Origin of the sequence: Arthrobacter sp. Soil761, assembly GCF_001428325.1 — a bacterium.
In the GTDB taxonomy this organism is placed as follows: Bacteria; Actinomycetota; Actinomycetes; order Actinomycetales; family Micrococcaceae; genus Arthrobacter.
This window is the reverse complement of sequence record NZ_LMSF01000012.1, coordinates 299211-321119: the sequence shown is the minus strand read 5'-3', so window position 1 is coordinate 321119 and position 21909 is coordinate 299211. Positions and strand designations below refer to the sequence as shown.

General features: G+C 67.3%; 19 protein-coding genes. 14 read left to right on the top strand and 5 right to left on the bottom strand.

What is annotated here, in order from left to right; translation table 11 throughout:
- The first annotated feature begins 146 nt into the window (after positions 1-146).
- The 5 genes from leuS to holA all read left to right on the top strand — a co-directional run bounded on the left by leuS (position 147) and on the right by holA (position 7818).
- Complete coding sequence (gene leuS / locus ASG79_RS09605) at positions 147-2672, top strand: leucine--tRNA ligase (protein ID WP_056390433.1); 2526 nt, start codon at positions 147-149, stop codon at positions 2670-2672.
- Between the two features lie 87 nt (positions 2673-2759).
- On the top strand, positions 2760-3779 hold the full coding sequence (locus tag ASG79_RS09600; protein ID WP_026265768.1) for a DegV family protein: 1020 nt from the start codon (positions 2760-2762) through the stop codon (positions 3777-3779).
- A 48-nt stretch (positions 3780-3827) separates the two neighbouring features.
- The gene (locus tag ASG79_RS09595; protein ID WP_056390430.1) at positions 3828-4739 is read left to right on the top strand and encodes a ComEA family DNA-binding protein; all 912 of its coding nucleotides are present in this window, start codon (positions 3828-3830) and stop codon (positions 4737-4739) included.
- A gap of 230 nt (positions 4740-4969) precedes the next feature.
- Positions 4970-6853, top strand: coding sequence for a ComEC/Rec2 family competence protein (locus tag ASG79_RS09590; protein WP_223991579.1), 1884 nt, complete (start codon positions 4970-4972; stop codon positions 6851-6853).
- Positions 6787-7818 carry a DNA polymerase III subunit delta gene (gene holA, locus ASG79_RS09585; protein WP_056390427.1) on the top strand — a complete coding sequence of 344 codons (1032 nt, stop codon included), beginning with the start codon at positions 6787-6789 and terminating at the stop codon, positions 7816-7818. Before ASG79_RS09590 ends, holA begins: the two co-directional genes overlap by 67 nt.
- 61 nt (positions 7819-7879) lie before the next feature.
- Here holA and rpsT read toward each other — a convergent pair whose 3' ends face one another.
- Together rpsT and ASG79_RS09575 are read right to left on the bottom strand one after the other, a co-directional pair.
- Positions 7880-8140 carry a 30S ribosomal protein S20 gene (rpsT, locus tag ASG79_RS09580; RefSeq protein WP_018769282.1) on the bottom strand — a complete coding sequence of 87 codons (261 nt, stop codon included), beginning with the start codon at positions 8138-8140 and terminating at the stop codon, positions 7880-7882.
- Between the two features lie 169 nt (positions 8141-8309).
- Complete coding sequence (locus tag ASG79_RS09575; RefSeq protein ID WP_056390423.1) at positions 8310-8861, bottom strand: type II toxin-antitoxin system PemK/MazF family toxin; 552 nt, start codon at positions 8859-8861, stop codon at positions 8310-8312.
- A 176-nt stretch (positions 8862-9037) separates the two neighbouring features.
- Here ASG79_RS09575 and lepA point away from each other — a divergent pair, with 176 nt between their 5' ends.
- On the top strand, positions 9038-10894 hold the full coding sequence (lepA, locus tag ASG79_RS09570; protein WP_026265766.1) for a translation elongation factor 4: 1857 nt from the start codon (positions 9038-9040) through the stop codon (positions 10892-10894).
- A 25-nt stretch (positions 10895-10919) separates the two neighbouring features.
- Positions 10920-12149 (top strand): radical SAM family heme chaperone HemW, encoded by a 1230-nt coding sequence (hemW, locus tag ASG79_RS09565; RefSeq protein ID WP_018769279.1) that lies wholly within the window; start codon positions 10920-10922, stop codon positions 12147-12149.
- A gap of 23 nt (positions 12150-12172) precedes the next feature.
- Here hemW and ASG79_RS09560 read toward each other — a convergent pair whose 3' ends face one another.
- Positions 12173-12583: a DUF4870 domain-containing protein gene (locus tag ASG79_RS09560; RefSeq protein WP_018769278.1), complete on the bottom strand. Its 411-nt coding sequence runs from the start codon at positions 12581-12583 to the stop codon at positions 12173-12175.
- A gap of 119 nt (positions 12584-12702) precedes the next feature.
- A complete protein-coding gene (locus ASG79_RS09555) occupies positions 12703-13554 on the bottom strand; it encodes a DUF3097 domain-containing protein (protein WP_056390420.1) in 852 nt (283 codons plus the stop codon).
- A 171-nt stretch (positions 13555-13725) separates the two neighbouring features.
- Here ASG79_RS09555 and hrcA point away from each other — a divergent pair, with 171 nt between their 5' ends.
- The 3 genes from hrcA to ASG79_RS09540 all read left to right on the top strand — a co-directional run bounded on the left by hrcA (position 13726) and on the right by ASG79_RS09540 (position 16736).
- On the top strand, positions 13726-14739 hold the full coding sequence (gene hrcA, locus ASG79_RS09550) for a heat-inducible transcriptional repressor HrcA (protein WP_056390417.1): 1014 nt from the start codon (positions 13726-13728) through the stop codon (positions 14737-14739).
- An 87-nt stretch (positions 14740-14826) separates the two neighbouring features.
- Complete coding sequence (gene dnaJ / locus ASG79_RS09545) at positions 14827-15954, top strand: molecular chaperone DnaJ (protein WP_056390413.1); 1128 nt, start codon at positions 14827-14829, stop codon at positions 15952-15954.
- A gap of 2 nt (positions 15955-15956) precedes the next feature.
- On the top strand, positions 15957-16736 hold the full coding sequence (locus tag ASG79_RS09540) for a 16S rRNA (uracil(1498)-N(3))-methyltransferase (RefSeq protein ID WP_018769274.1): 780 nt from the start codon (positions 15957-15959) through the stop codon (positions 16734-16736).
- On the opposite strand, the gene ASG79_RS09535 is transcribed toward ASG79_RS09540, so the two are convergent.
- Positions 16723-17640, bottom strand: coding sequence for a GerMN domain-containing protein (locus ASG79_RS09535; protein ID WP_018769273.1), 918 nt, complete (start codon positions 17638-17640; stop codon positions 16723-16725). The two genes, ASG79_RS09540 and ASG79_RS09535, sit on opposite strands and share 14 nt — an antisense overlap.
- A 405-nt stretch (positions 17641-18045) precedes the next feature.
- Here ASG79_RS09535 and ASG79_RS09530 point away from each other — a divergent pair, with 405 nt between their 5' ends.
- The 4 genes from ASG79_RS09530 to era are packed head-to-tail and all read left to right on the top strand — an operon-like array spanning position 18046 to position 21875.
- On the top strand, positions 18046-19134 hold the full coding sequence (locus ASG79_RS09530) for a PhoH family protein (RefSeq protein WP_026265765.1): 1089 nt from the start codon (positions 18046-18048) through the stop codon (positions 19132-19134).
- Positions 19131-19604 carry an rRNA maturation RNase YbeY gene (gene ybeY / locus ASG79_RS09525; protein ID WP_018769271.1) on the top strand — a complete coding sequence of 158 codons (474 nt, stop codon included), beginning with the start codon at positions 19131-19133 and terminating at the stop codon, positions 19602-19604. The genes ASG79_RS09530 and ybeY overlap by 4 nt, the downstream gene beginning before the upstream one ends.
- Positions 19601-20932, top strand: a complete 1332-nt coding sequence (locus ASG79_RS09520; protein WP_018769270.1) for a hemolysin family protein — start codon at positions 19601-19603, stop codon at positions 20930-20932. The genes ybeY and ASG79_RS09520 overlap by 4 nt, the downstream gene beginning before the upstream one ends.
- Complete coding sequence (era, locus tag ASG79_RS09515) at positions 20916-21875, top strand: GTPase Era (RefSeq protein WP_018769269.1); 960 nt, start codon at positions 20916-20918, stop codon at positions 21873-21875. The genes ASG79_RS09520 and era overlap by 17 nt, the downstream gene beginning before the upstream one ends.
- Positions 21876-21909 lie beyond the last annotated feature (34 nt).

Below are 21909 nucleotides of genomic sequence, written 5' to 3'. Positions count from 1 at the left end.
CCGGCTCCGGATATCGGATAGCTGAGCGGCAGCCCCTCCCTTGGCGAGGGGCTTTTGTGTGTCCGGGGTATGGCGCCGGGCCGGCAGCAGGAGGATCAGGCCGTTATGGCAGCACCGATGCCGTAACAGAACAGAAGAGGGCAGCAGTGGGCGTTCAGCCGGAGACAGAGACCGGAACAGCAACAACAGTATCGGCGGAGCCTGAGGAGGGCACCTACAGTTTCACCGCCATGGAGGCCAAATGGCCCCAGGTGTGGGAGGACCTCAAGGTCTTCACCCCGGTGGATGACGGGTCCCGGGAGCGCCGCTACGTGCTTGACATGTTCCCGTACCCGTCCGGTGACCTGCACATGGGCCACGCCGAAGCGTTCGCCATGGGTGACGTCGTGGCCCGCTACCTGCGCCAGAAGGGGTACGACGTCCTGCACCCCATCGGCTGGGACTCCTTCGGCCTGCCCGCGGAGAACGCTGCCATCAAGCGCAACGCCCACCCCAGCGAGTGGACCTACGCCAACATCGACACCCAGGCAGCGTCCTTCAAGCGGTACGCCATCTCCGCCGACTGGTCGCGCCGCCTCCACACCTCCGACCCCGAGTACTACCGCTGGACCCAGTGGCTGTTCAAGCGCTTCTACGAGCGCGGGCTGGCCTACCGGAAGAACTCCCCGGTCAACTGGTGCCCCAAGGACCAGACCGTCCTGGCCAACGAGCAGGTGGTCAACGGCGCCTGCGAGCGCTGCGGCACCACCGTGACCAAGAAGTCGCTCAACCAGTGGTACTTCAAGATCACCGACTACGCGGACCGCCTGCTGGATGACATGGACGAGCTGCGCGGCCACTGGCCCGAGCGCGTCCTGGCCATGCAGAAGAACTGGATCGGCCGGTCCGAGGGTGCCCACGTCAACTTCGTGATCGAGGCCGACGGCGGCAAGCCCGCCAAGGAGGTCACGGTCTTCACCACCCGCCCGGACACCCTGTACGGGGCAACCTTCTTCGTGGTGGCTGCCGACGCGCCGCTCGCCGTCGAACTTGTCACGGACGACCACGCAGCTGCCCTGGACGAATACCGTGAACGGGTCAAGGCGCTCTCCGAGATCGAACGCCAGTCCACCGAGCGCGAAAAGACCGGTGTCTTCACCGGCCGCTACGCCATCAACCCGCTGAACGGCGAAAAACTGCCGGTCTGGGCTGCCGACTACGTCCTGGCCGACTACGGCACGGGCGCCATCATGGCCGTGCCCGCGCATGACCAGCGGGACCTCGACTTCGCCCGCGCGTTCAACCTGCCGGTCCGCGCCGTCCTGGACACCGGCGAAGAGGATCCCGCCGTCTCGGGCACCGCCACCTCGGGGGAGGGCACCCTGATCAACTCCGGCGAGCTCGACGGACTGCCCAAGGCCGAGGCCATCCCGGCGGCCATCACCATCCTGGAGCGGCAGGGCACCGGCGAGAAGTTCGTGAACTTCCGGCTCCGCGACTGGCTCCTGAGCCGGCAGCGGTTCTGGGGCACCCCCATCCCCATCATCCACTGCCCGTCCTGCGGCGAAGTCCCCGTTCCCGATGAGCAGCTGCCCGTGACCCTTCCCTCGGACCTCCGCGGCGAGGACCTGGCCCCGAAGGGCACCTCGCCGCTGGCCGCGGCCGAGTCCTGGGTCAACGTCGAATGCCCCACCTGCCACGGCCCTGCCAAGCGGGACACCGACACCATGGACACGTTCGTCGACTCCTCCTGGTACTTCCTGCGCTTCGTCTCCCCGCACTACACCGGGGGCCCCTTCGATCCGGAGAAGATCAACGACTGGATGCCCGTGGGCCAGTACGTCGGCGGTGTGGAGCACGCCATCCTCCACCTGCTGTACGCCCGCTTCTTCACCAAGGTCATCCACGACCTGGGCATGATCGACGCCGACGAACCCTTCAGCGCCCTGCTGAACCAGGGCCAGGTACTCAACGGCGGCAAAGCCATGAGCAAGTCGCTGGGCAACGGCGTGGACCTCGGCGAGCAGCTCGACAAGTACGGCGTGGACGCGGTCCGGCTGACCATGATCTTCGCCTCCCCGCCGGAGGACGACGTCGACTGGGCCGATGTTTCGCCGTCGGGCTCGGCGAAATTCCTGGCCCGCGCCTGGCGCCTGGCGCAGGACGTGGCCAGCGGGCCCGGCGTGGACGCCACCACCGGCGACCGCGCGCTGCGGTCGGTAACGCACCGCACCATCGCGGACGCCGCTGAACTGCTGGACGCCAACAAGTTCAACGTGGTGGTGGCCAAGCTGATGGAGCTGGTCAACGCCACCCGCAAGGCCATTGACTCCGGCGCAGGGGCGGCGGATCCGGCGGTCCGCGAAGCCGCTGAAGCCGTCGCCGTGATCCTCAGCCTCTTCGCGCCATACACCGCCGAGGACATGTGGAACCTGCTGGGCCACCCGGCGTCGGTGGCCAACGCAGGCTGGCCCGCCCACGATCCCGCGCTCCTGGTCCAGGACACGGTCACCGCCGTTGTCCAGGTGCAGGGCAAGGTCCGTGACCGGCTTGAGGTGTCCCCGGACGTCTCCGAGGATCAGCTCCGCGAGCTGGCCCTGGCGTCCGACAACGTCCAGCGCGCCCTTGACGGCCGCGGCATCAGGACAGTCATCGTCCGTGCGCCTAAGCTGGTCAACATCGTCCCGGCATAAGCGCTGCACCCTGCAGCACGCACCGGCCGCCGGAAGTTTTCCGGCGGCCGGTGCTGACTGATCCGGACACCGTCTCCAGGAGGCCCCTTGCCCGACAGTAATGCCGCTGCCTGGCCATGGGTCCGTGCACGGCTGTCAGGCCTCCGTCCCGGGGCGCGTCCGGGGACGCGGCGGGCGGCCGGGAGCGCTGAGGTGCGCACAGCCGTCGTCACTGATTCCGCTGCCGCCCTGCCTGCGGACTATGCAGGCAGGCTGCCGCGGGACGGCATCCTGACCGTGACACCCATGCCCGTCATGGTGGGCCGGGAAATCTACGGCGAGGGTGAAGACGACATCCTCGAGACCATCGCCGTGGCGCTGGCCTCCGGAACGCAGGTCAAAACATCCAGGCCGTCACCGGGCCAATTTGAGCAGGCGTACCGCGCGGCCGAACTCCGGGGATTCCAGGCGGTCGTTTCCGTCCATATCTCCGGGGAACTTTCCGGCACTGCCGACGCGGCCCGGCTTGCTGCGGCAAAGGTGGGGATCCCCGTGGAGGTGGTGGATACCCGAACCGTGGGCATGGCACAGGGGATGGCCGTGCAGGCTGCCGTGGAGGCAGCCGCCGCCGGCGCCGACCATGCCGGGGTTGCTGCCGCGGCAGCGGCCCAGGCAGCCCGCACCAAGGTCTTCTTCTACGTCCCCAGCCTGGAACAACTGCGGCGGGGCGGACGGATCGGCGCCGCGGCCTCGCTGCTGGGCACCATGTTTGCCATCAAACCTATCCTTGCGGTCGACGGCGGCAGGATCGTCCCGCTGGAGAAGGTGCGGTCAGGTGCCAGGGCCGTGGCGCGCCTTGAGGAAATCGTGGTGGCCGAAGCGGCGGCGCGTCCGGGAGAGGCCGTGCGCCTGGCCGTCCATCATTTCGGGAACTCCGAAGAGGCGGAGAGCCTGGCCGCGCGGCTGGAAGCGGCACTTCCCGAATGCCCGCCCGCCCAGATCAGTTCCCTCCCGGCAGTCCTCGCTGCCCATGCGGGCCTCGGCGTCCTTGCGGTCATCGTGGGCAGGACGGCCGCCGATGGGGGGACGGACGGCGGACCGGGCGCCGAAGCGCACCTTTCCACATAGCCTCTTTGCCGGCTGCCGGTCGGCGGACCGTGTTCCTAGGGTGGAGCTATGTCACGCCGGGATGCTGGAGCAGCAGGTCAGCAGGCGCGCCATGTGAGGGCGAGGCTCCATGCCACCCTGGGGGAGGGACCTTCCGGGCTCCTGCAGGACGGGGCCGGCCCCGACGGTTTTGAGTACCGGGGTTCCGGTGACGCGGGCGGAGACAAACCCGGCAGTGGCTCCGGAGCTGGTTCCGGTGTGGCGCCTTCGCTCCGGTGGCGGGTGGGGCTGCGCGTCGCCGTGCTGCTGGCTGTTCTGGCCGTGGCCGCGGGAGCCTGGTTTTGGTGGCAGGCCGGGGCGGCCGCGCCCCAGGTCCTGCCGTTGGGCGGCACCGGTTCCGGCGGCGCATCAGCAGCGGCCGGTGACAGTGGTTCCGTCCAGGGCGGGGCCCCAGCCCCACCGGATTCCGGCAGCGGGCAGGGCGGCTCCGCGTCAGCGGGGACGGTGGTGGTGCACGTTGTTGGCGCCGTGGCCAGACCCGGTGTTATCCGGCTGCCGCACAGCAGCCGCGTTGACGACGCCATCGCTGCGGCGGGCGGTGCGACTCCGGACGCCGACGTCAACCGGCTCAACCTTGCCCTCGTGGTGGAGGACGGCCAGAAAATCCACGTTCCGCGGCAAGGGGAACCCCAGGCCTCCGCGGCCGGTGCCGCAGGTCCGGACGGCACTGGGTCAATGGGTGCTGGTTCAGGCACTGCGCAGCAGGGGACGGTACCCGGCCAGACCGGCGGAAAGGTCAACCTCAACACCGCGGACGCTGCCACGCTGGACACGCTGCCAAAAGTCGGGCCGGTCCTGGCCCAGCGGATCGTGGACTGGCGGAAGGAACACGGCCCCTTCAAGAGCGCGGAAGAACTGGACGCCGTCGACGGCGTGGGACCAAAGATGCTTGAGGCCTTGCTCCCGCTGGTGACGGTCTAGGGACGGCCGTGGGAGCGAATTCAGGAAGGGGAGGCCGGGACAAGGGTCAGGGATGGAATGCGCCCGATCCCGGCGGCGGAAAGCAACGGCGCAGTCCCTGGCACCGCTTCATCGAATCCGCGGTGAATGGCCCCGGCCTGGAACCACAGGCTCCGACGCCTCCAGGCGCAACGGAAGCCTCCGGGACCCCTTCTCCGCCTTCGACACCGGCCCACCCACGGACCCCCTGCTTGCCGGCCACCGGGCACCGGCCGCTGCAGGGGCACTGGACGCGCGCCGTGCACCACGTGCGCCAGCGGGTGGCCGATGGCGGCAAGGCCCAGGAAAACGCTGATACCAGTCCCGCGGAACCACGACGCCGCACGGACCTCCGCCTTGCCCTTCCGGCATTATTGGTATGGACCGCCTCAGTGGCCGGGCTCTGGCTGCCGCCTGCGGAGCTTGCAGCACTGTGCTCCGCACTGGCGGCACTTGGCGGCCTCCTCCTGGCCCGCGCGGCCAGGCATCGCACGGCACGAACTGCGCGTCCCGCCGTCGGCCACCAGGAACGGGCCGGGCCGCCCCGCGCCACCGGACGCAGCTTTCCCGCCGCCCTGGGCGTCTCCCTGATGCTGGCCGCTGCCGCCGCAGCCCACGCTGCAACGTCGTCAAGCCAACGGTTCGAGGGTCCCCTCGCCGACGCGGTCACTGCCGGCAAGTCCGTCGTCGCCATTGTGGAGGTGGCCGGAAACCCAAGGGCCATGGCAGGACCGGGCGGGTCGGCGGGACGCTGGGCAGTTCCGGTGTGGACGCAGGAAGTGACCACCGGCGGCATGCTGGTGCGGACACGGGCGCGGCTCACCATCATGGGCGGGCAAGGCTGGGGCGGGGTGGTTCCGGGGCAGACCCTGCGCGCAGCAGGAAAGCTGCGGCCGGCGGAGCCGGGGGACCAGGACGCGGGAACCCTGGCCGCCTCCACCGCCCCCGGCAAGGCCATGGGAGGCTCGCTGCTGGAGGGGGCAGCGAAGGAGCTTCGGGCGCGCTTCGTTTCCGCCGCGGTTTTCCTGTCACCCGATGCCCGCGGACTCCTTCCGGGAATGGTCACCGGAGACACCAGCGCACTGGACGAGGGACTGGACAACGCCATGAAGGCTGTGGGCATGACCCACCTAACGGCGGTCAGCGGGGCAAACTGCAGCCTGGTGCTGGGGGCCTTGCTGCTCCTGTGCCGCCGGTGCCGGCTGCCGCGTGCTCCCGCTGCGGCTGGAGCACTTTGCGGCCTGGCCCTCTTCATAGTCCTGGTGGGACCGGACGCCAGCGTCCTGCGGGCCGCTCTCATGGGTGCCATCGGGGTGGCCGCCCTCGCGGGCGGACGCCCAGGGCGCGGACTGAGCTTCCTGTGCCTCGCCGTCATCGGCCTTCTACTGGCCGAGCCTGCCCTTGGCACCAGTTTCGGATTCCTGCTGTCCGTCCTTGCCACGCTGGGGATCATTCTCCTGGGGCGGCGGATCGTCGCCTGGATTCCCGCAGCGGTGCCCCGGTGGATCGCCGCCGCCGTTGCGGTTCCGCTGTCCGCACAGCTGTTGTGCGGGCCCGTCATCGTCCTCCTGCAGCCCCGGTTCGCCACCTATTCGCTGCTGGCCAATGTCGTGGTGTCACCCCTGGTGGCGCCGGTGACCCTGCTGGGAACGGCAGCGGTGCCGCTGGTGGTCCTGCTTCCGTGGGCCGCCACGTTTCTGATCGCTGTGGCTGGAACGTTCAGCGCCGGCGTCGCCGCCACCGCCAGGTTCACGGCGCAGCTGCCCGGCTCCGCCCTGCCCTGGCCTGAGGGAGTGCCCGGGCTGCTGTCTATGGTGCTGTTGTCCACCGTTACCCTGGCGGCCGTGTGGGCAGTGGTCCGGCCCCTGCGGTTCGCCTGCCAGGTCCGGAAAGCGCACGCCGTCACGGTGGCACTGATCGGGCTGATGGAGCTGCGGCTGCAGCACATCCGCCGCAAGGGCAGCTTGGACCGCGGGCGCAGACGTGGCAGGCTGGGATACTGCAATAAAACCTCCGGAAGGGACCTTGGATGGCCGTCGCGCAAAAGCGGGCAACACGCTCCCCGGCGTCGAACACAGCCTCCTGGCGGGACGTAGCCCCGGCCTCGATCGTGCTGGTAAGCGGCCCGGAAGAGTACCTGGGCATCAGGGCCATGGACAGGATCCGCTCACAGGTCAGGGCGGCCGCGCCGGACGTCGAATTGAGCCGCATCAACGCCGCCGGCTATGACGCCGGCACCCTGACCATGCAGGTGAGCCCTTCACTGTTCGGTGAGAGCAAGCTCATTGAAGTGGAGGCCGTGGAAGGGATGAACGACGCCTTCCTGGCGGATGCCCTTGCCTACCTGCAGCACCCGGAACAGGACGCCGTCGTCGTGCTCCGGCACGCCGGGGGAGCACGCGGCAAAAAGCTCCTCGACGCCGTTAAGAAGGGTGGCTGGCCGGTCGTTGACTGCCAGCCACTGAAGAAGGATGCGGACAAGGTCTCGTTCGTCATGGCGGAGTTCAAGGCGGCCGGGCGGCGGATCAACCAGGACGCCGTCCAGGCGCTGGTGAATGCCGTGGGGGCCGACCTTTCGGAACTCGCCGCGGCGTGCTCGCAACTGATTGCCGACGCAGGGAGCACCGTCACTACTGAGACCGTGGACAAGTACTACGGCGGACGGATCGAGGCCACCGCGTTCAAGGTCGCCGACGCCGCAATGGCAGGAAACGCCCCCGTGGCGCTGTCGACGCTGCGCCACGCCCTTGCCACCGGTGCTGACCCGGTTCCGCTGGTGGCAGCCCTCGCCTCGAAGCTAAGAACTGTCGCACGGGTGGCCGGCGCCTCCGGATCGCCCGCGCAGATCGCGGCGGAACTCGGGATGCAGCCCTGGCTCGTGGAGCAGGCACAGCGGGACGTCCGGCGCTGGACCCCGGAAGGCCTGGTCCGGTCCATCCAGGCCACGGCGGAGGCTGATGCGCAGGTCAAGGGCTTGTCCCGGGACCCCGTCTACGCCGTCGAACACGCTGTGACGGTGATTGCCATGTCCGTCCAGGGCAGGTTAGGCCGCAACGATTAAAAGCGTGTGGCCGGTACCTTGCGGTACCGGCCACACCATCAGTTCGTGGGAACTGGAAACCTTAGAGTGCGTTGACCTTCTTGGAGATCGCCGACTTGCGGTTCGCTGCGTTGTTCTTGTGCAGAACACCCTTGCTGACAGCCTTGTCCAGCTTACGGCTGGCAGTAACGAGCGCAGTAGTAGCAGCTTCCTTGTCAGAGGACTCAACGGCGGTGTTGACGGCGCGGATGGCCGTCTTCAGCTCAGACTTGACTGCGTTGTTGCGCAGGCGTGCCTTCTCGTTGGTCAGGATGCGCTTCTTCTGGGACTTGATATTCGCCACGTGTGAACTCTCTTTGTAATGCGGAAATGGTCTAGAGGGCTTTCAGGCTGGCCTTGACTGAGCGGCGTGGGGATACCTATGGCGGCCAGCCATCAGTGACCGTCGACCTGCACGGACACACAGCAATAAAGAATAGCAGGTCAGCGGCGGCACTGGCCATTTGGGTTGGTCAGGTCCAGCCGTGTCGCCGGCGCAGCCCGGCCGCAACTTTCTCAAACCGCGCCGCGTCCAGCACGGCGCCCTCCCGCCGGATGCTGTCAGGGCGGATCTGCAGGATACGGTCCAGGCGCACTTCACTGGGCCTGCCCTGCTTGTCCCAGTCCCCGGAACCGAGGTCCACGTAGTCGCCGGACGTTGAACCGGCAGGCACCCTGTCCCTGCTGGTCAGCATCAGTCCCAGGAGGAACGGGCCGTTATGCCCCACCAGCAGCACCGGCCGGTCCTTCCCCTTGCCGTGGTCCTCCTCGTAAGGGACCCAGGCCCACACCACCTCGCCCGGATCCGGGTCGCCGTCCGGCTGCGGTGCATACCGGACGGCGGACCGCCCGCGGTAATCACCGGGATACCCGGACCCGGCAGGACCTCCGCCGGGAGCCTGAGGCATGGCCCCCGCCCGGCGGTCCCGGCCGGGGCCCGGGGCCGGCGGGGCGGGCCGCCGTTTCTGCAGCATGCGCAGGCCGCGGCGGACGGCGTTTCCCAGGGAGCGGAGATCAATGACCATGCGAAAAGCCTATCGGCGGTGGTTCGGCATGGAACTGCCGGGCGGCGCCCTGCCCGGATGCGGTCCGTGCGTCCCGGACGTGGGACACTGGATGTTCAAGACGTGCAGCTGTTCCGCAGGCGCCTATGGCGTTGCCCGGCGGGTGGCTGCTGAAAAGCCAACAGTAAGGACCCTGCGTGTCTCCCATGGCCCGCACCGCACCGGTGCCCGCCGCGACAGATCCGGCAATCATTCGGAACTTTTGCATCATCGCGCATATCGACCACGGCAAGTCCACGCTGGCTGACCGCATGCTGCAGTCCACCGGTGTGGTCCAGGCGCGTGACATGAAGGCCCAGTACCTGGACCGGATGGACATCGAGCGGGAACGTGGCATCACCATCAAGTCCCAGGCCGTCCGCATGCCCTGGGAGGTGGACGGCGTCAGCTACGCGCTGAACATGATCGACACGCCCGGCCACGTGGACTTCACCTACGAGGTATCCCGGTCACTCGCGGCCTGCGAAGGCGCCATCCTGCTGGTGGACGCGGCGCAGGGCATTGAGGCCCAGACGCTGGCCAACCTGTACCTGGCCATGGAGAACAACCTCACCATCATCCCGGTGCTGAACAAGATCGACCTTCCGGCGGCGCAGCCTGAAAAGTACGCCGCCGAGCTGGCCAGCCTCATCGGCGGCGATCCCGAGGACGTCCTGCGCGTATCCGGCAAGACCGGCGTCGGCGTCGAGGCCCTCCTGGACAAGATCGTCCGCGACCTGCCGGCGCCGAAGGGCAACCCCGATGCCCCGGCCCGTGCCATGATCTTCGACTCGGTCTACGACACCTACCGCGGCGTGGTCACCTACGTGCGTGTGATGGATGGCATGCTCCATCCGCGTGAGCGCATCCAGATGATGTCCACCAGGGCCTCGCACGAGCTTCTGGAAATCGGTGTCAGCTCCCCGGAACCCACACCGTCCAAGGGGCTCGGCGTCGGTGAAGTGGGCTACCTGATCACAGGCGTGAAGGACGTCCGGCAGTCGAAGGTGGGCGATACCGTCACCAACCTGGCCAAGCCGGCGGCGGAGTCCCTCCCCGGCTACGCCGATGCCAAGCCCATGGTGTTCTCCGGCCTGTATCCGCTGGACGGCGCCGACTATCCGGTACTCCGCGACGCCCTCGAAAAGCTCATGCTCAACGACGCCGCGCTGGTTTACGAACCGGAAACCTCGGCTGCCCTCGGCTTCGGGTTCCGCGTGGGCTTCCTGGGTCTCCTGCACCTCGAGATCACCCGCGAACGCCTGGAGCGCGAATACAACCTCGACCTCATCTCCACCGCACCGAACGTGGAATACGAGGTGACCCTGGAGGACAAGAAGGTGGTCCGGGTGACTAACCCCAGCGAGTACCCCACCGGGAAGATCGCCGAGGTACGCGAGCCCATGGTCTCCGCCACCATCCTGGCCCCCAACGAATTTGTCGGCGCCATCATGGAACTGTGCCAGTCCCGCCGCGGCGTCATGGGCGGCATGGACTACCTTTCCGAGGACCGGGTGGAAATCCGCTACCGCCTGCCGTTGGCGGAAATCGTCTTCGACTTCTTCGACATCCTGAAATCCAAGACCCGGGGCTACGGCTCGCTGGACTGGAAGGCCGACGGCGAGCAGGCCGCCGACCTGGTGAAGGTGGACATCATGCTCCAGGGCGAACAGGTGGACGCGTTCAGCGCCATCACGCACCGGGACAAGGCGTACGCCTACGGCGTGATGATGACCGGCAAGCTGCGCGAACTGATTCCCCGCCAGCAGTTCGAAGTGCCCATCCAGGCCGCGATCGGTTCCAGGATCATCGCCCGCGAAAGCATCCGCGCCATCCGCAAGGACGTGCTGGCCAAGTGCTACGGCGGTGACATCTCGCGGAAGCGCAAGCTGCTGGAGAAGCAAAAAGAAGGCAAGAAGCGCATGAAGATGGTGGGCACAGTGGAGGTGCCGCAGGAAGCGTTCATCGCCGCCCTGACCACCGACGAATCGAAGGACAAGGCCAAGAAGAAGTGACCACCGCACAGCGGGGGACCCGCTGATGCCCAGCGTTCTTCCCCTCGGCGACCCGGCGCCGTCGGACGGTCTGCTGCCTGCCCAGGCAGCGGACGGTGCGGCGGCCCGGGCTTTCGGGTTGTACGTCCACATCCCGTTCTGCGCTGTGCGCTGCGGCTACTGCGACTTCAACACCTACACCGCCACGGAACTTGGCGGCGGAGCGTCCCAGGACGCATACGCCCAGACCGCCGTGTCCGAGGTGTCGCTGGCGGCTGCTGTGCTGTCACGTTCAGGGCTGCCGGACCGGAAGCTCAGCACCGTCTTCTTTGGCGGCGGCACGCCCACGCTGCTGCCGGCCGATGACCTCGCCCTGATCCTCCGGGCCGCCATCGACCAATGGGGCATTGACGACGGCGCCGAGGTCACCACCGAAGCCAACCCCGATTCCGTCACGCCGGAGTCCCTTGCCGTCCTCAAGGACGCCGGGTTCACCAGGGTGTCCTTTGGGATGCAGTCCGCGGTTCCGCACGTGCTCAAGGTGCTGGACCGGACCCATACGCCCAGCCGGGTGCCGCAGGTGGTGCAGTGGGCGCGCGAGGCAGGACTGGCTGTCAGCCTGGACCTGATTTACGGGACGCCGGGGGAGTCGCTGGCCGACTGGCGGCACTCCCTCGAAACGGCGCTTTCCTACGGGCCGGACCACATCAGCGCCTACGCGCTGATCGTTGAGGAGGGCACCAAGCTGGCCGCGCAGATGCGCCGCGGCGAAGTCCCGGGAATCGACGACGACGACCACGCCGACAAGTACGAGCTCGCCGACCAGCTGATCACCGAAGCCGGACTTGGCTGGTACGAGGTCAGCAACTGGGCGCGGACTCCGGAGCAGGCCTGCCGCCACAACCTCGCATACTGGCGGGGTGACGACTGGTGGGGCATCGGCCCGGGCGCGCACTCACACATGGGCGGGGTCCGCTGGTGGAACGTCAAGCACCCGTCCGCTTACGCGAACCGGCTGTCGCAGGGGCTTTCGCCCGCCGCCGGCAGGGAAACCCTGGACGCGGAAACAAGGAACCTGGAGCGGGTCATGCTGGAGGCCCGCCTCCAGTCGGGACTGGATGTCTCAACGCTGAGTGCCGGGGGACGCCACGAGGTGGCCGGACTGATCGCAGCCGGCCTGGTTGATCCTGCTGCCGCATTCCGCGGACGCCTGGTCCTGACCCTCAAGGGCAGGCTCTTGGCAGACGCAGTAGTCCGCCGCATCCTGCCGGACTAGAGCCGACCCGCGGGCAGTTGCCCTTACTTGATCCAGCGCAGGTTGTACTGGTAGCGGTGCGGCTGGCCCCGGTTGACGTGGATCCCTGCCGCGACGGAGAAGCACGTGAGCGCCACCCAGATCAGCGTGGCAATGACCGCGAAGATGTTCCCGACGTAGGGGACGAACACCAGGATGTTGGCCAGCACCGCGGCGATGGTGGGCGGCAGGCTGAAGTTCAGCGCTTCCTTGGATTCCTGGGCGGTAAATGGCCCGCGGTCACGGAAGATCAAGTAGATCAGCAGCGAGGGGACGCACCCCAGGATCCCGCCGAAGTGCGCCAGCGTCGCCCACTGGCGGTCTTCGCTGGCCGTAAGCGGCAGGGCGTTGGCGGGGACGCCATGGTACTCGGAACGGCCCTGGCCGTCCCTGTGATCACGTGCGTTTTCTGCCACAGTCTGTTCCTTCGAAGGTGCAAGTGGTGCTGACTACAATTCCGGCGCGGTGCGCAGTGCCTCAGGAAACAAGGAACCGCACTACCAAGAATACTGGTTCCCGGGACGCCGTCCGCCCTTCACGGCACGGTCAGGAAATCGATGACTTCCTCGACCCTGCCCAGCAGCGACGCTTCGAGGTCCGCGTACGTGCGCACGGCGCCCAGCAGCTTCTGCCATCCCAGGCCGACATCTTCCTTGGTGGCGTGGGGCCAGCCGAAGGCTTTCAGGATCCCCGTCTTCCAGTCCTGCCCGCGGGGCACGGCCGGCCATTTGTCGATGCCAAGGACAGCGGGCCGGATCGCCTGCCAGACGTCCACGTAGGGGTGACCGACGATCAGGACGTTGCCTGCGGCGCCCGGGGAGGCCATGACGGCATCCGCGATGCGGGACTCCTTGGAGTCAGGAACCAGGTGGTCCACCAGGACGCCAAGACGGCGGCCAGGCCCCGGCCTGAAGTCCGCGACGGCTGCGGCAAGGTCGTCAATGCCGTGCAGGGGCTCGACGACGATGCCCTCCACCCGGAGGTCGTCTCCCCAGACCTTTTCCACCAGTTCGGCGTCGTGCTTGCCTTCCACCCAGATCCGGCTGGCCTTGGCCACCTGGGCGCGTTGTCCGGCGACCCGAACGGACCCCGAGGCCGTCCTGCCCGCCGCGGGACCGGCAGCGGCCGGCCGGGGGGCGGGTGGCATCAGCCGGATCGGCCGGCCCTCCAGGAGGAAGCCGAACCCAAGGCGGAAGGAACGCGATTTTCCCCTGCGGTCCTCCAGCGCCACCACATGCATGCCGCCGGATTTCTCCACCCGGGTCACGGCACCCACCCAGCCCGACTGCACTTCCTCGAGCACCATGCCGCGCTCCACGGGGACCTCAGGCAGTTCCGTCCGTGCGGGAGCGGATATGCCGCGTGGGCCCCAGTTCCGGTAATCCATGGATTTGATCCGCCTAGCGCTAGTGTTCAACTCCGCAATTTCGCCCGGAGCGGTACCAATGCTAACAACGGGCCGAGGCATAATAGACTGTTAGCACTTAGGCATGTCGAGTGCTAACCCTGGGTTGCATCGGGAGGGGCATGCGCCCCGAACCATGGATGGAGGTGGAGAGTGAGCGAGCCACGCAAGCTGGAAGTACTGCGGGCCATCGTGGAGGACTACGTCCACTCCCGCGAGCCGGTTGGGTCCAAGGCCCTGGTGGAGCGGCATCATCTTGGTGTTTCCAGCGCCACCATCCGCAATGACATGGCCGCACTGGAGGACGAGGGGCTGATCACCGCCCCGCACACCAGTGCCGGCCGGATTCCCACGGACAAGGGCTACCGGCTCTTTGTGGACCAAATCTCGGCTGTCAAGCCGCTCTCGGCCGCCGAACGCCGCGCCATCCAGTCCCTGCTCGAAGGCGCGGACGACCTCGACGACGTGCTGGAGAGGACCGTCCGGCTGCTGTCGCAGCTGACCAACCAGGTTGCCGTGGTGCAGTATCCGCACCTGAGCAGGGCACTGGTCCGGCACATCGAATTCGTCCTGCTCGCCCCGCGCAAGGTCCTCGTCGTCCTGATCGCCAACAGCGGCAAGGTGGAGCAGCGGGTGATCGACGTCGGGCAGGACCTTGGCGACGACGCACTGGCTGAACTGCGCACCCGGTTCCTCGGTGCACTGGGCGGAACACCGCTGCGCCAACTGGCCCAGGCGCTGCCCGCCGTCGTCGCCGCCACCCCGCACCCGCAGCGGCAGGCGGCACACGCATTGGCGCTCGGGCTGGAGGGCCTGGCGCAAAACAGCCGGGAGGACCGGATGGTCATGGCCGGCACCGCCAACCTGGCCAGGTCCAACGTCGACTTCCCCCTCAGCATCGGCCCGGTGCTCGAGGCGCTGGAGGAACAGGTGGTGATGCTGCGGCTGTTGAGCGAAATGGCCCAGGACCACCGCGGCGTCGCTGTCAGCATCGGACGGGAGAACCCGTACGACGGCCTTGCCGAGGCCTCCGTGGTGGCCACTGCCTACCGTCCGGACAGCTCGGCGAAAGTAGGCATCCTCGGGCCCACCCGGATGGATTACCCCACCACCATGGCCGCCGTCAGGGCAGTGGCGCGCTACCTTTCCAGGATTTTGGGGCCCTGACTCTTGGCCGCCGGAGCGCGCTTCGGCCGGAAAGCAAGAGCTGGGCCGCCCAACTGAACGCAGTACAACAAGGAAGAGATACGAACTTTGAGCAGCCACTATGACGTCCTTGGAGTCTCACCCGAAGCGACGGGTGAAGAAATCAAAAAGGCCTACCGCAAGCTGGCCCGCACCCTACACCCGGACGTAAACCCCGGTGCGGACGCATCGGAACGGTTCAAGGCAGTAACTCACGCCTACGAGGTGCTTTCGGACCCCCAGAAGCGCCGGATCTACGACACCACCGGCAATGAGAACGGCACCGACAACGGTTTCGGCGGCGCAGGCTACGCGGGCCAGGGCTTCGCGTTCCAGGACATTTTCGACACCTTCTTCGGCGCCGGCGGCACGTCCGGTCCCGCTTCCCGTGTCCGCCGCGGCCAGGATGCCCTGATCAGCGTACGGATCGACCTCCGCGACGCCGTATTCGGCGTGAACAAGAAACTCGAAGTGGACACCGCCGTGGTCTGCCCCACCTGTGACGGATCCTGTTGCCGCCCCGGCACCCATCCGGAACGCTGCGACATCTGCGGCGGCAGCGGACAGGTCCAGCGGGCCGTCCGCTCCATCCTCGGCCAGGTCATGACGGCCGCCCCCTGCGGCACCTGCGAAGGTTTCGGCACCGTCATCAAGGATCCCTGCAACGAGTGCAGCGGCCAGGGCCGTATCCGCAGCCGCCGGTCGCTGACCATCAAGGTCCCTGCCGGTGTGGCCACCGGAACCCGGATCCAGCTCTCCGGCCAGGGCGAGGCCGGCCCCGCGGGCGGTCCGGCCGGCGACCTGTACGTGGAGATCCGCGTCAACAATGACGCCACCTACGTGCGGGAGGGCGACGACCTGCACGCCACCCTGCACATCCCCATGACGGCAGCCGCCCTGGGCACGGATGTCAGCCTGGAAACCTTCGACGGCACGCAGGAGATCGACGTCAAGCCCGGTACCCAGTCGGGGGAGATCATCACCCTGCGCGGCCTCGGCGTCACCCACCTGAGGGGCTACGGCCGCGGCGACCTGAAGGTCCACCTCCAGGTGGACACCCCGGCCAAGCTCGACCCCGCGCAGGAGGACCTCCTGCGCCAACTGGCCAAGCTCCGTGGTGAACAGATCACCGAGGGCAAGCTCGCTGCCAGCGGCGGCATGTTCGCCAAGCTCCGGGACCGGCTCGGTAACCTGTAGCGGTGAGCAACCCCGTCTTCTTCACGCCCCCCGGTTCGCTGGCCGGGATGGCGGCCGGCAAACTCTTTGTCCTCGACGGGGCGGAGGCGCGGCATGCCGTCACCGTCAAACGGCTGTCTCCCGGCGAAGCGGTGGACATCGTCGACGGCGCCGGCACCCGGATGACCGGGAAGGTGGTGTCCGCCGCTCCCTCCGCACTCGAGGTGGAATGCGGGACGCTGACCGTCGAAGACAGGCCGGACGTCCGGCTGGTGCTGGTCCAGGCCCTCGCCAAGGGGGACCGCGACGAGCTGGCCATCGAGACGGCCACGGAACTGGGCATCGACGCCGTCATACCCTGGCAGTCCGAACGGTCAATCGTCCGCTGGAAGGGCGACCGCGCAGCCCGGGCCCATGCCAAATGGGAATCCTCCGTGGCCGCGGCCGCCAAGCAGGCACGGCGCGCCTGGATCCCCGAAGTGCGGTCCGCCGTCGACACTGCCGGGCTTTCCGCTGCCGTGGAAGCTGCCGACCTCGCTGTCATCCTGCATGAGGACGCCGTTCGGCCGCTGCGCACCGTCCTTGAAACATGGCAAGGGAAAGCAGGCTCCGGACCCCGGGAAATCCTGCTCATCGTCGGTCCGGAGGGCGGCATCAGCCAGCGGGAGGTAACGAAACTCTGCGATAAGGGCGCCGTGACCGCCCTCCTGGGGCACCATGTCCTGCGGTCCTCCACGGCCGGCCCGGCCGCCGTCGTGCTTGCCAGCGACGTCCTTGGCCGGTGGACGGCTACCGGACCTTAAAGGACCTCGTGTCCTCGTTCCGGTCCGGTTCCCCGCCGGAGCCGGCCTGGGCCACCCGCAGCATGTAATCGCCCGGCGGAAGGTTCAGGGCCAGGGTGAAGACGCCGGCCTGCCCCTGTTCGGACGCAGCCGTGGTTTCACCCGCCAGGAACGGTGCTTTGCTGCCGCCGTCCGTAGACTGCAGGATCTGCCAGCGGAGCTTCGCCCCGGGCGATGTGCTGCGGCCGGTGATCTTCACGCTCCCGCCGGGCACTTCGGCGTTCTCCTGGGGATCAATGATCCAGACGGGCGCCACCAGGCCCGCGGCGCGGGTCATCAGGGCCCCGAGCTGCACTTTGCCGAAGGCCACGTAGTCCGTGTGGCCGTCCACGAGGATCCGGACCCGGATCTGCTGGCCGGTGTCGATCAGGCCCGAACTGGCGGCGGCAGCGGTTGCCGTGTAGATCAGCTGCTGGATGGCCCGGGCAGCCATGTCGGCATCGAGGTTGCTGTTGAAAGCGTCCGAGGAGACGTCGACGGTGATGACGTCCTTGCCGGAGATTGAGGTGGCAAGTTTGTCCGGGTTCTGCCAGGGCGTGAAGAAGTCAGGGTCCAGCGGCTTTTCCGACATCATGGCCCGCAGGGCGCGGGTGACCGGGTTCTCCTGTTCAGGGACGTCGCGGAATTCCCGGTAAAGAAAGATGTTCCCGCCGCTGCGGCCGATCCAGTAGACCGGCGCCTTGTTGGAGGACTGTGCGGTTTCCAGCGGGGCGCTGGTGGACAGCGTGTCCGGCATGGTGCCGCCCGTTGCCGGCACCGAGGCGATGGTGCCGGTGGGTGAGGGGCCGCCCTCGGCCGTGCAGCCCGCAAGGACCGGAACCAGGACCAGGATTCCTGCAAGGACGGCGGGGCGCAGACGGCCCATCGGTCGTCCTGCCCTTTCGGGCGCAGAGGTTTCCGGCACTGTCCTGCCCTTGTCCTTTCCTGGCGTGGCGGGCCGATCCCCCTGGCGGCCTGGTGTTCCAGCAGATGCTGGATTTCCAGCATTGCACAGCGGCGCGGCCGCCCAGCCGCTCTTTGCCTCCGCGGGCACAACTGCAACGGGAACGATATGAGGCCGATATGAAGTTGATACCTAAGGACGTCCCGGCACCCTCCGGACGGGTTGCAGCCGCTGCTCCATGGCGGCCTGGTATCCGGCCCGGCCCCGCGCTGGCGTAAGATAAAGGGATCGCTGGGGCCAGGAGCACCGTCCAACGGGCGCCGGCATCAGCAAACGCAAACATTGATGTCGATCTTCGAGGGGACCACGGGCCTGCGGGCCAGCACCATGACTGAATCAGCAAATGGTAAGCGCCGGCTCAATACGGGCGAAGGCAGTCCGGGTGAATTCCCGCACTCCCTGCCCGGCACCCGGACTGAAGTAGTCCTCTTTGAGAACTCCGACCAGATGGTTCAATCACTCGGCAGCCATGACGAGGCGTTGCGGTTCATCGAAGAGCAGTTCCCCGCCGTCAACTTCCATGCCCGGGGTAATGAACTGTCCATCAACGGACCCGCCGGTGATGTTCCCCGGATCATGCGGCTCCTGCAGGAAGTCCGTGGCCTGGTGGCCCGCGGCACGGTCATCACTCCTGCTGTGCTGCAGCAACTGGTGTCCCTCCTGCGCACGCAGTCACTGCAGAATCCCGTGGATGTGCTCACCCACGACATCCTCTCCAGCCGCGGCAGGACCATCCGGCCCAAGACGCTGAACCAGAAGAACTATGTTGACGCCATCGACGCCAACACCGTGATCTTCGGCATTGGTCCGGCCGGCACCGGCAAGACGTACCTGGCCATGGCAAAAGCCGTCCAGGCGCTGCAGCAAAAAGAGGTCAGCCGGATCATCCTGACCCGCCCCGCGGTGGAAGCGGGGGAGCGGCTTGGTTTCCTCCCCGGCACGCTCAGCGACAAGATCGACCCCTACCTCCGGCCGCTCTACGACGCCCTGCACGACATGATGGACCCCGAATCCATTCCGCGCCTGATGGCGGCCGGCACCATTGAAGTGGCACCCCTGGCCTACATGCGCGGCCGGACGCTTAACGACGCCTTCATCATCCTTGACGAGGCGCAGAACACCACGCCGGAACAGATGAAGATGTTCCTCACCCGGCTCGGTTTCGGATCCAAGATGGTGGTCACCGGAGACGTCACCCAGGTGGACCTGCCGTTTGGGACGCGTTCCGGGCTGCGGATCGTTGAGGAAATCCTGCAGGGAATCGACGGCGTGAGCTTCTCGGTCCTGGATGCCGCCGACGTGGTGCGGCACCGGCTGGTCGGGGACATCGTCAACGCGTACAGCATCTGGGATGAAACCCAGCGGAGCCGGCTCAAGCATTCAGCCGGCCGGGAAAAACGGGGGGAACACGCGTGAGCATCGAGGTGAACAACGAGTCCGGCGTCCAGGTGGAGGAGTCGGAGCTCGTGGCACTGTCGCGGTACATTTTTGAGCAGCTCTACATTCATCCGCAGGCCGAACTGTCCATCCTCCTCGTGGATGAGCCGGCCATGGAGAAGCTGCACATTGAACTGATGGACGAACCGGGTGCCACCGACGTGCTCTCGGTTCCCATGGACGAATTGACCCCGGGGACGCCCGACCGGCCCACCCCGCAGGGCATGCTGGGTGACATTGCCATCTGCCCGCAGGTTGCAAAGGTGCAGGCCCGGAACGCCGGCCACTCGCTGCAGGACGAGATGCTGCTGCTGGCCACACACGGCATCCTTCACCTGCTGGGCTATGACCATGCCGAACCGGAGGAGAAGGCAGAGATGTTCGGGCTCCAGCGGGAACTCCTGTCCGGCTTCACGGGCAAAGAAGCACCTGCAGAGACGACCCAGTGACGCAACTGCTCCTGGTCGCGGTGGCATTGGTTTTCCTTGCCGTCGCGGCCCTGCTGACAGCGGCCGAGGCCGCCTTCAGTTTCCTTCCCCGGCACGACGCCGAAGATGCTCTGCACAGGAGCCGCGGCACCGCCATGCGGCGCATCCTTGCCGAGCCCGTGGCCCACACCCGGGCGCTGCGCTTCTGGCGGGTGTGGTTCGAGATGGCCTCCGCGGTGGCCGTCGCCGTCCTGATCTCCAGCCTGTTGGACAACGTGTGGCTTGCCGGCCTGGTGGCCACCGGCATCATGGCCCTTCTTGGGTTCGTGATCGTGGGCGTTTCGCCCCGCCAGCTGGGCAGGCTGCACTCCACTGCCGTTGTCCGCTTCACTGCCCCGATGGTCCGGTTCCTCACCAGCGTGCTGGGACCGATTCCCGGCTGGTTGGTGGCGTTGGGAAGTTCGGCGGCCCCCGGGGCGCCGGGCGGCGACGATGCGTTCTTCAGCGAACAGGAGTTCCGGGAACTGGTGGACCGTGCCAGCGAGTCCGACATGATCGAGGACACCGAAGCGGAGATGATCCAGTCGGTCTTCGACTTCGGCGACACCCTGGTGCGCGCCGTCATGGTTCCCAGGACGGACATCGTCAGCATTGACGCCGGGTCCAGCCTGCACCAGGCGATGTCCCTGTTCCTGCGGTCCGGATACTCGCGGATCCCGGTCATCAACGAGAACACTGACCACATCCTTGGCATCGTGTACCTCAAGGACGTTGCTGCAGTGATCCACCAGCTCCGTGCGGACCAGGAGCCGCCGCTGGTCGAGTCGCTGGCCCGCGAGGTGCGCTACGTGCCGGAGTCCAAGCCTGTGAGCGACCTCCTGCGTGAACTGCAGAAGGAGTCCACGCACGTTGCGATCGTGATCGACGAATACGGCGGCACCGCCGGACTGGTAACCCTCGAGGACCTGATCGAGGAGATCGTCGGCGAGATCGTCGACGAATATGACACCGAGAGCGCGGAAGCCGTCGCGCTGGGGGACGGTTCCTACCGGGTCAGTGCCCGGATGGGCATCGACGATCTCGGCGAGCTCTTCGACCTGGAAATCGACGACGACGAGGTGGACACCGTGGGCGGCCTCCTCGCCAAGGCACTTGGCCGCGTCCCGATCGTGGGCAGCAGCGTGGAAGTGCAGGGCGTATCGCTGCGTGCGGACCGGCTTGAAGGCCGGCGGAACCGGGTCAGCCACATCATTGCGGCGCCGGTACCAAGAGTAGAGACTGACCTTGAAGGCCTCCTGGAAGAGGCCGAAGCAACCCAGCAGGGAGTTCCACGTGAGCAAGAAAAATAAGGCTGCGGCCACGGACGACTTCGGCGGATTCCGCGCCGGATTTTCGGTGCTCGTCGGCAGGCCCAATGCGGGCAAGTCCACCCTGACCAACGCGCTGGTGGGCAAGAAGGTGGCCATCACGTCCGCCAAACCGCAGACCACGCGGCACACCATCCGGGGCATCGTGCACCGCGAGGACGCCCAGCTGATCCTGGTGGATACTCCGGGCCTGCACCGTCCCCGCACCCTGCTCGGCAAGCGCCTGAACGACCTCGTCGCGGATACACTCGCCGAGGTGGACGCCATCGGATTCTGTCTGCCGGCCAACGAGAAAATCGGCCCCGGCGACAGGTTCATCGCCGCCCAGCTTGCCGCCGTCGGCCGCAAACCGGTGATCGCCATCGTCACCAAAACTGACCTCGTGGACAAGCAGGCGCTCACCGAACAGCTCCTTGCGGTGGCGGCCCTGGGCCGCGAAGTAATGGGGGAGGACGGCTGGAAGGACATCGTTCCGGTATCCGCCACTGACGGCTTCCAGGTGGAAACAGTCGCCGACGTGCTGATCAGCCACATGCCGCCGTCGCCCCCGTTGTACCCGGACGGCGAACTGACGGATGAGCCCGAGGCAGTCATGGTGGCGGAACTGATCCGCGAAGCTGCCCTTGAGGGTGTCCGGGACGAGCTTCCCCATTCCCTGGCCGTGGTGGTGGAGGAAATCGTTCCCCGGGAGGACCGGCCTGACGACAGCCCCCTGCTTGATGTGCGCGTCAACCTCTATGTCGAGCGGCCGTCCCAGAAGGCCATCATCATCGGCAAGGGCGGCAGCCGGTTGCGTGAAGTCGGGACCAACGCCCGCAAAGGCATCGAAGCCCTCCTGGGCACGCGCATCTACCTGGACCTCCACGTCAAGGTGGCCAAGGACTGGCAGCGCGACCCGAAACAGCTGGTCAAGCTGGGTTTCTGATCCACGAAAAGAACGTTCGCAGGAGTGCGGCAGG

Bases quoted from the DNA above. Each gene is read 5' to 3' on its own strand.
- hemW (WP_018769279.1), top strand. From the start codon at position 10,920: ATGCCCAGCGTTCTTCCCCTCGGCGACCCGGCGCCGTCGGACGGTCTG.
- holA (WP_056390427.1), top strand. From the start codon at position 6,787: ATGGCCGTCGCGCAAAAGCGGGCAACACGCTCCCCGGCGTCGAACACA.
- ASG79_RS09555 (WP_056390420.1), bottom strand. From the start codon at position 13,554: ATGGATTACCGGAACTGGGGCCCACGCGGCATATCCGCTCCCGCACGG.
- ASG79_RS09575 (WP_056390423.1), bottom strand. From the start codon at position 8,861: ATGGTCATTGATCTCCGCTCCCTGGGAAACGCCGTCCGCCGCGGCCTG.
- ASG79_RS09535 (WP_018769273.1), bottom strand. From the start codon at position 17,640: ATGGGCCGTCTGCGCCCCGCCGTCCTTGCAGGAATCCTGGTCCTGGTT.
- ASG79_RS09530 (WP_026265765.1), top strand. From the start codon at position 18,046: ATGACTGAATCAGCAAATGGTAAGCGCCGGCTCAATACGGGCGAAGGC.
- ASG79_RS09595 (WP_056390430.1), top strand. From the start codon at position 3,828: ATGTCACGCCGGGATGCTGGAGCAGCAGGTCAGCAGGCGCGCCATGTG.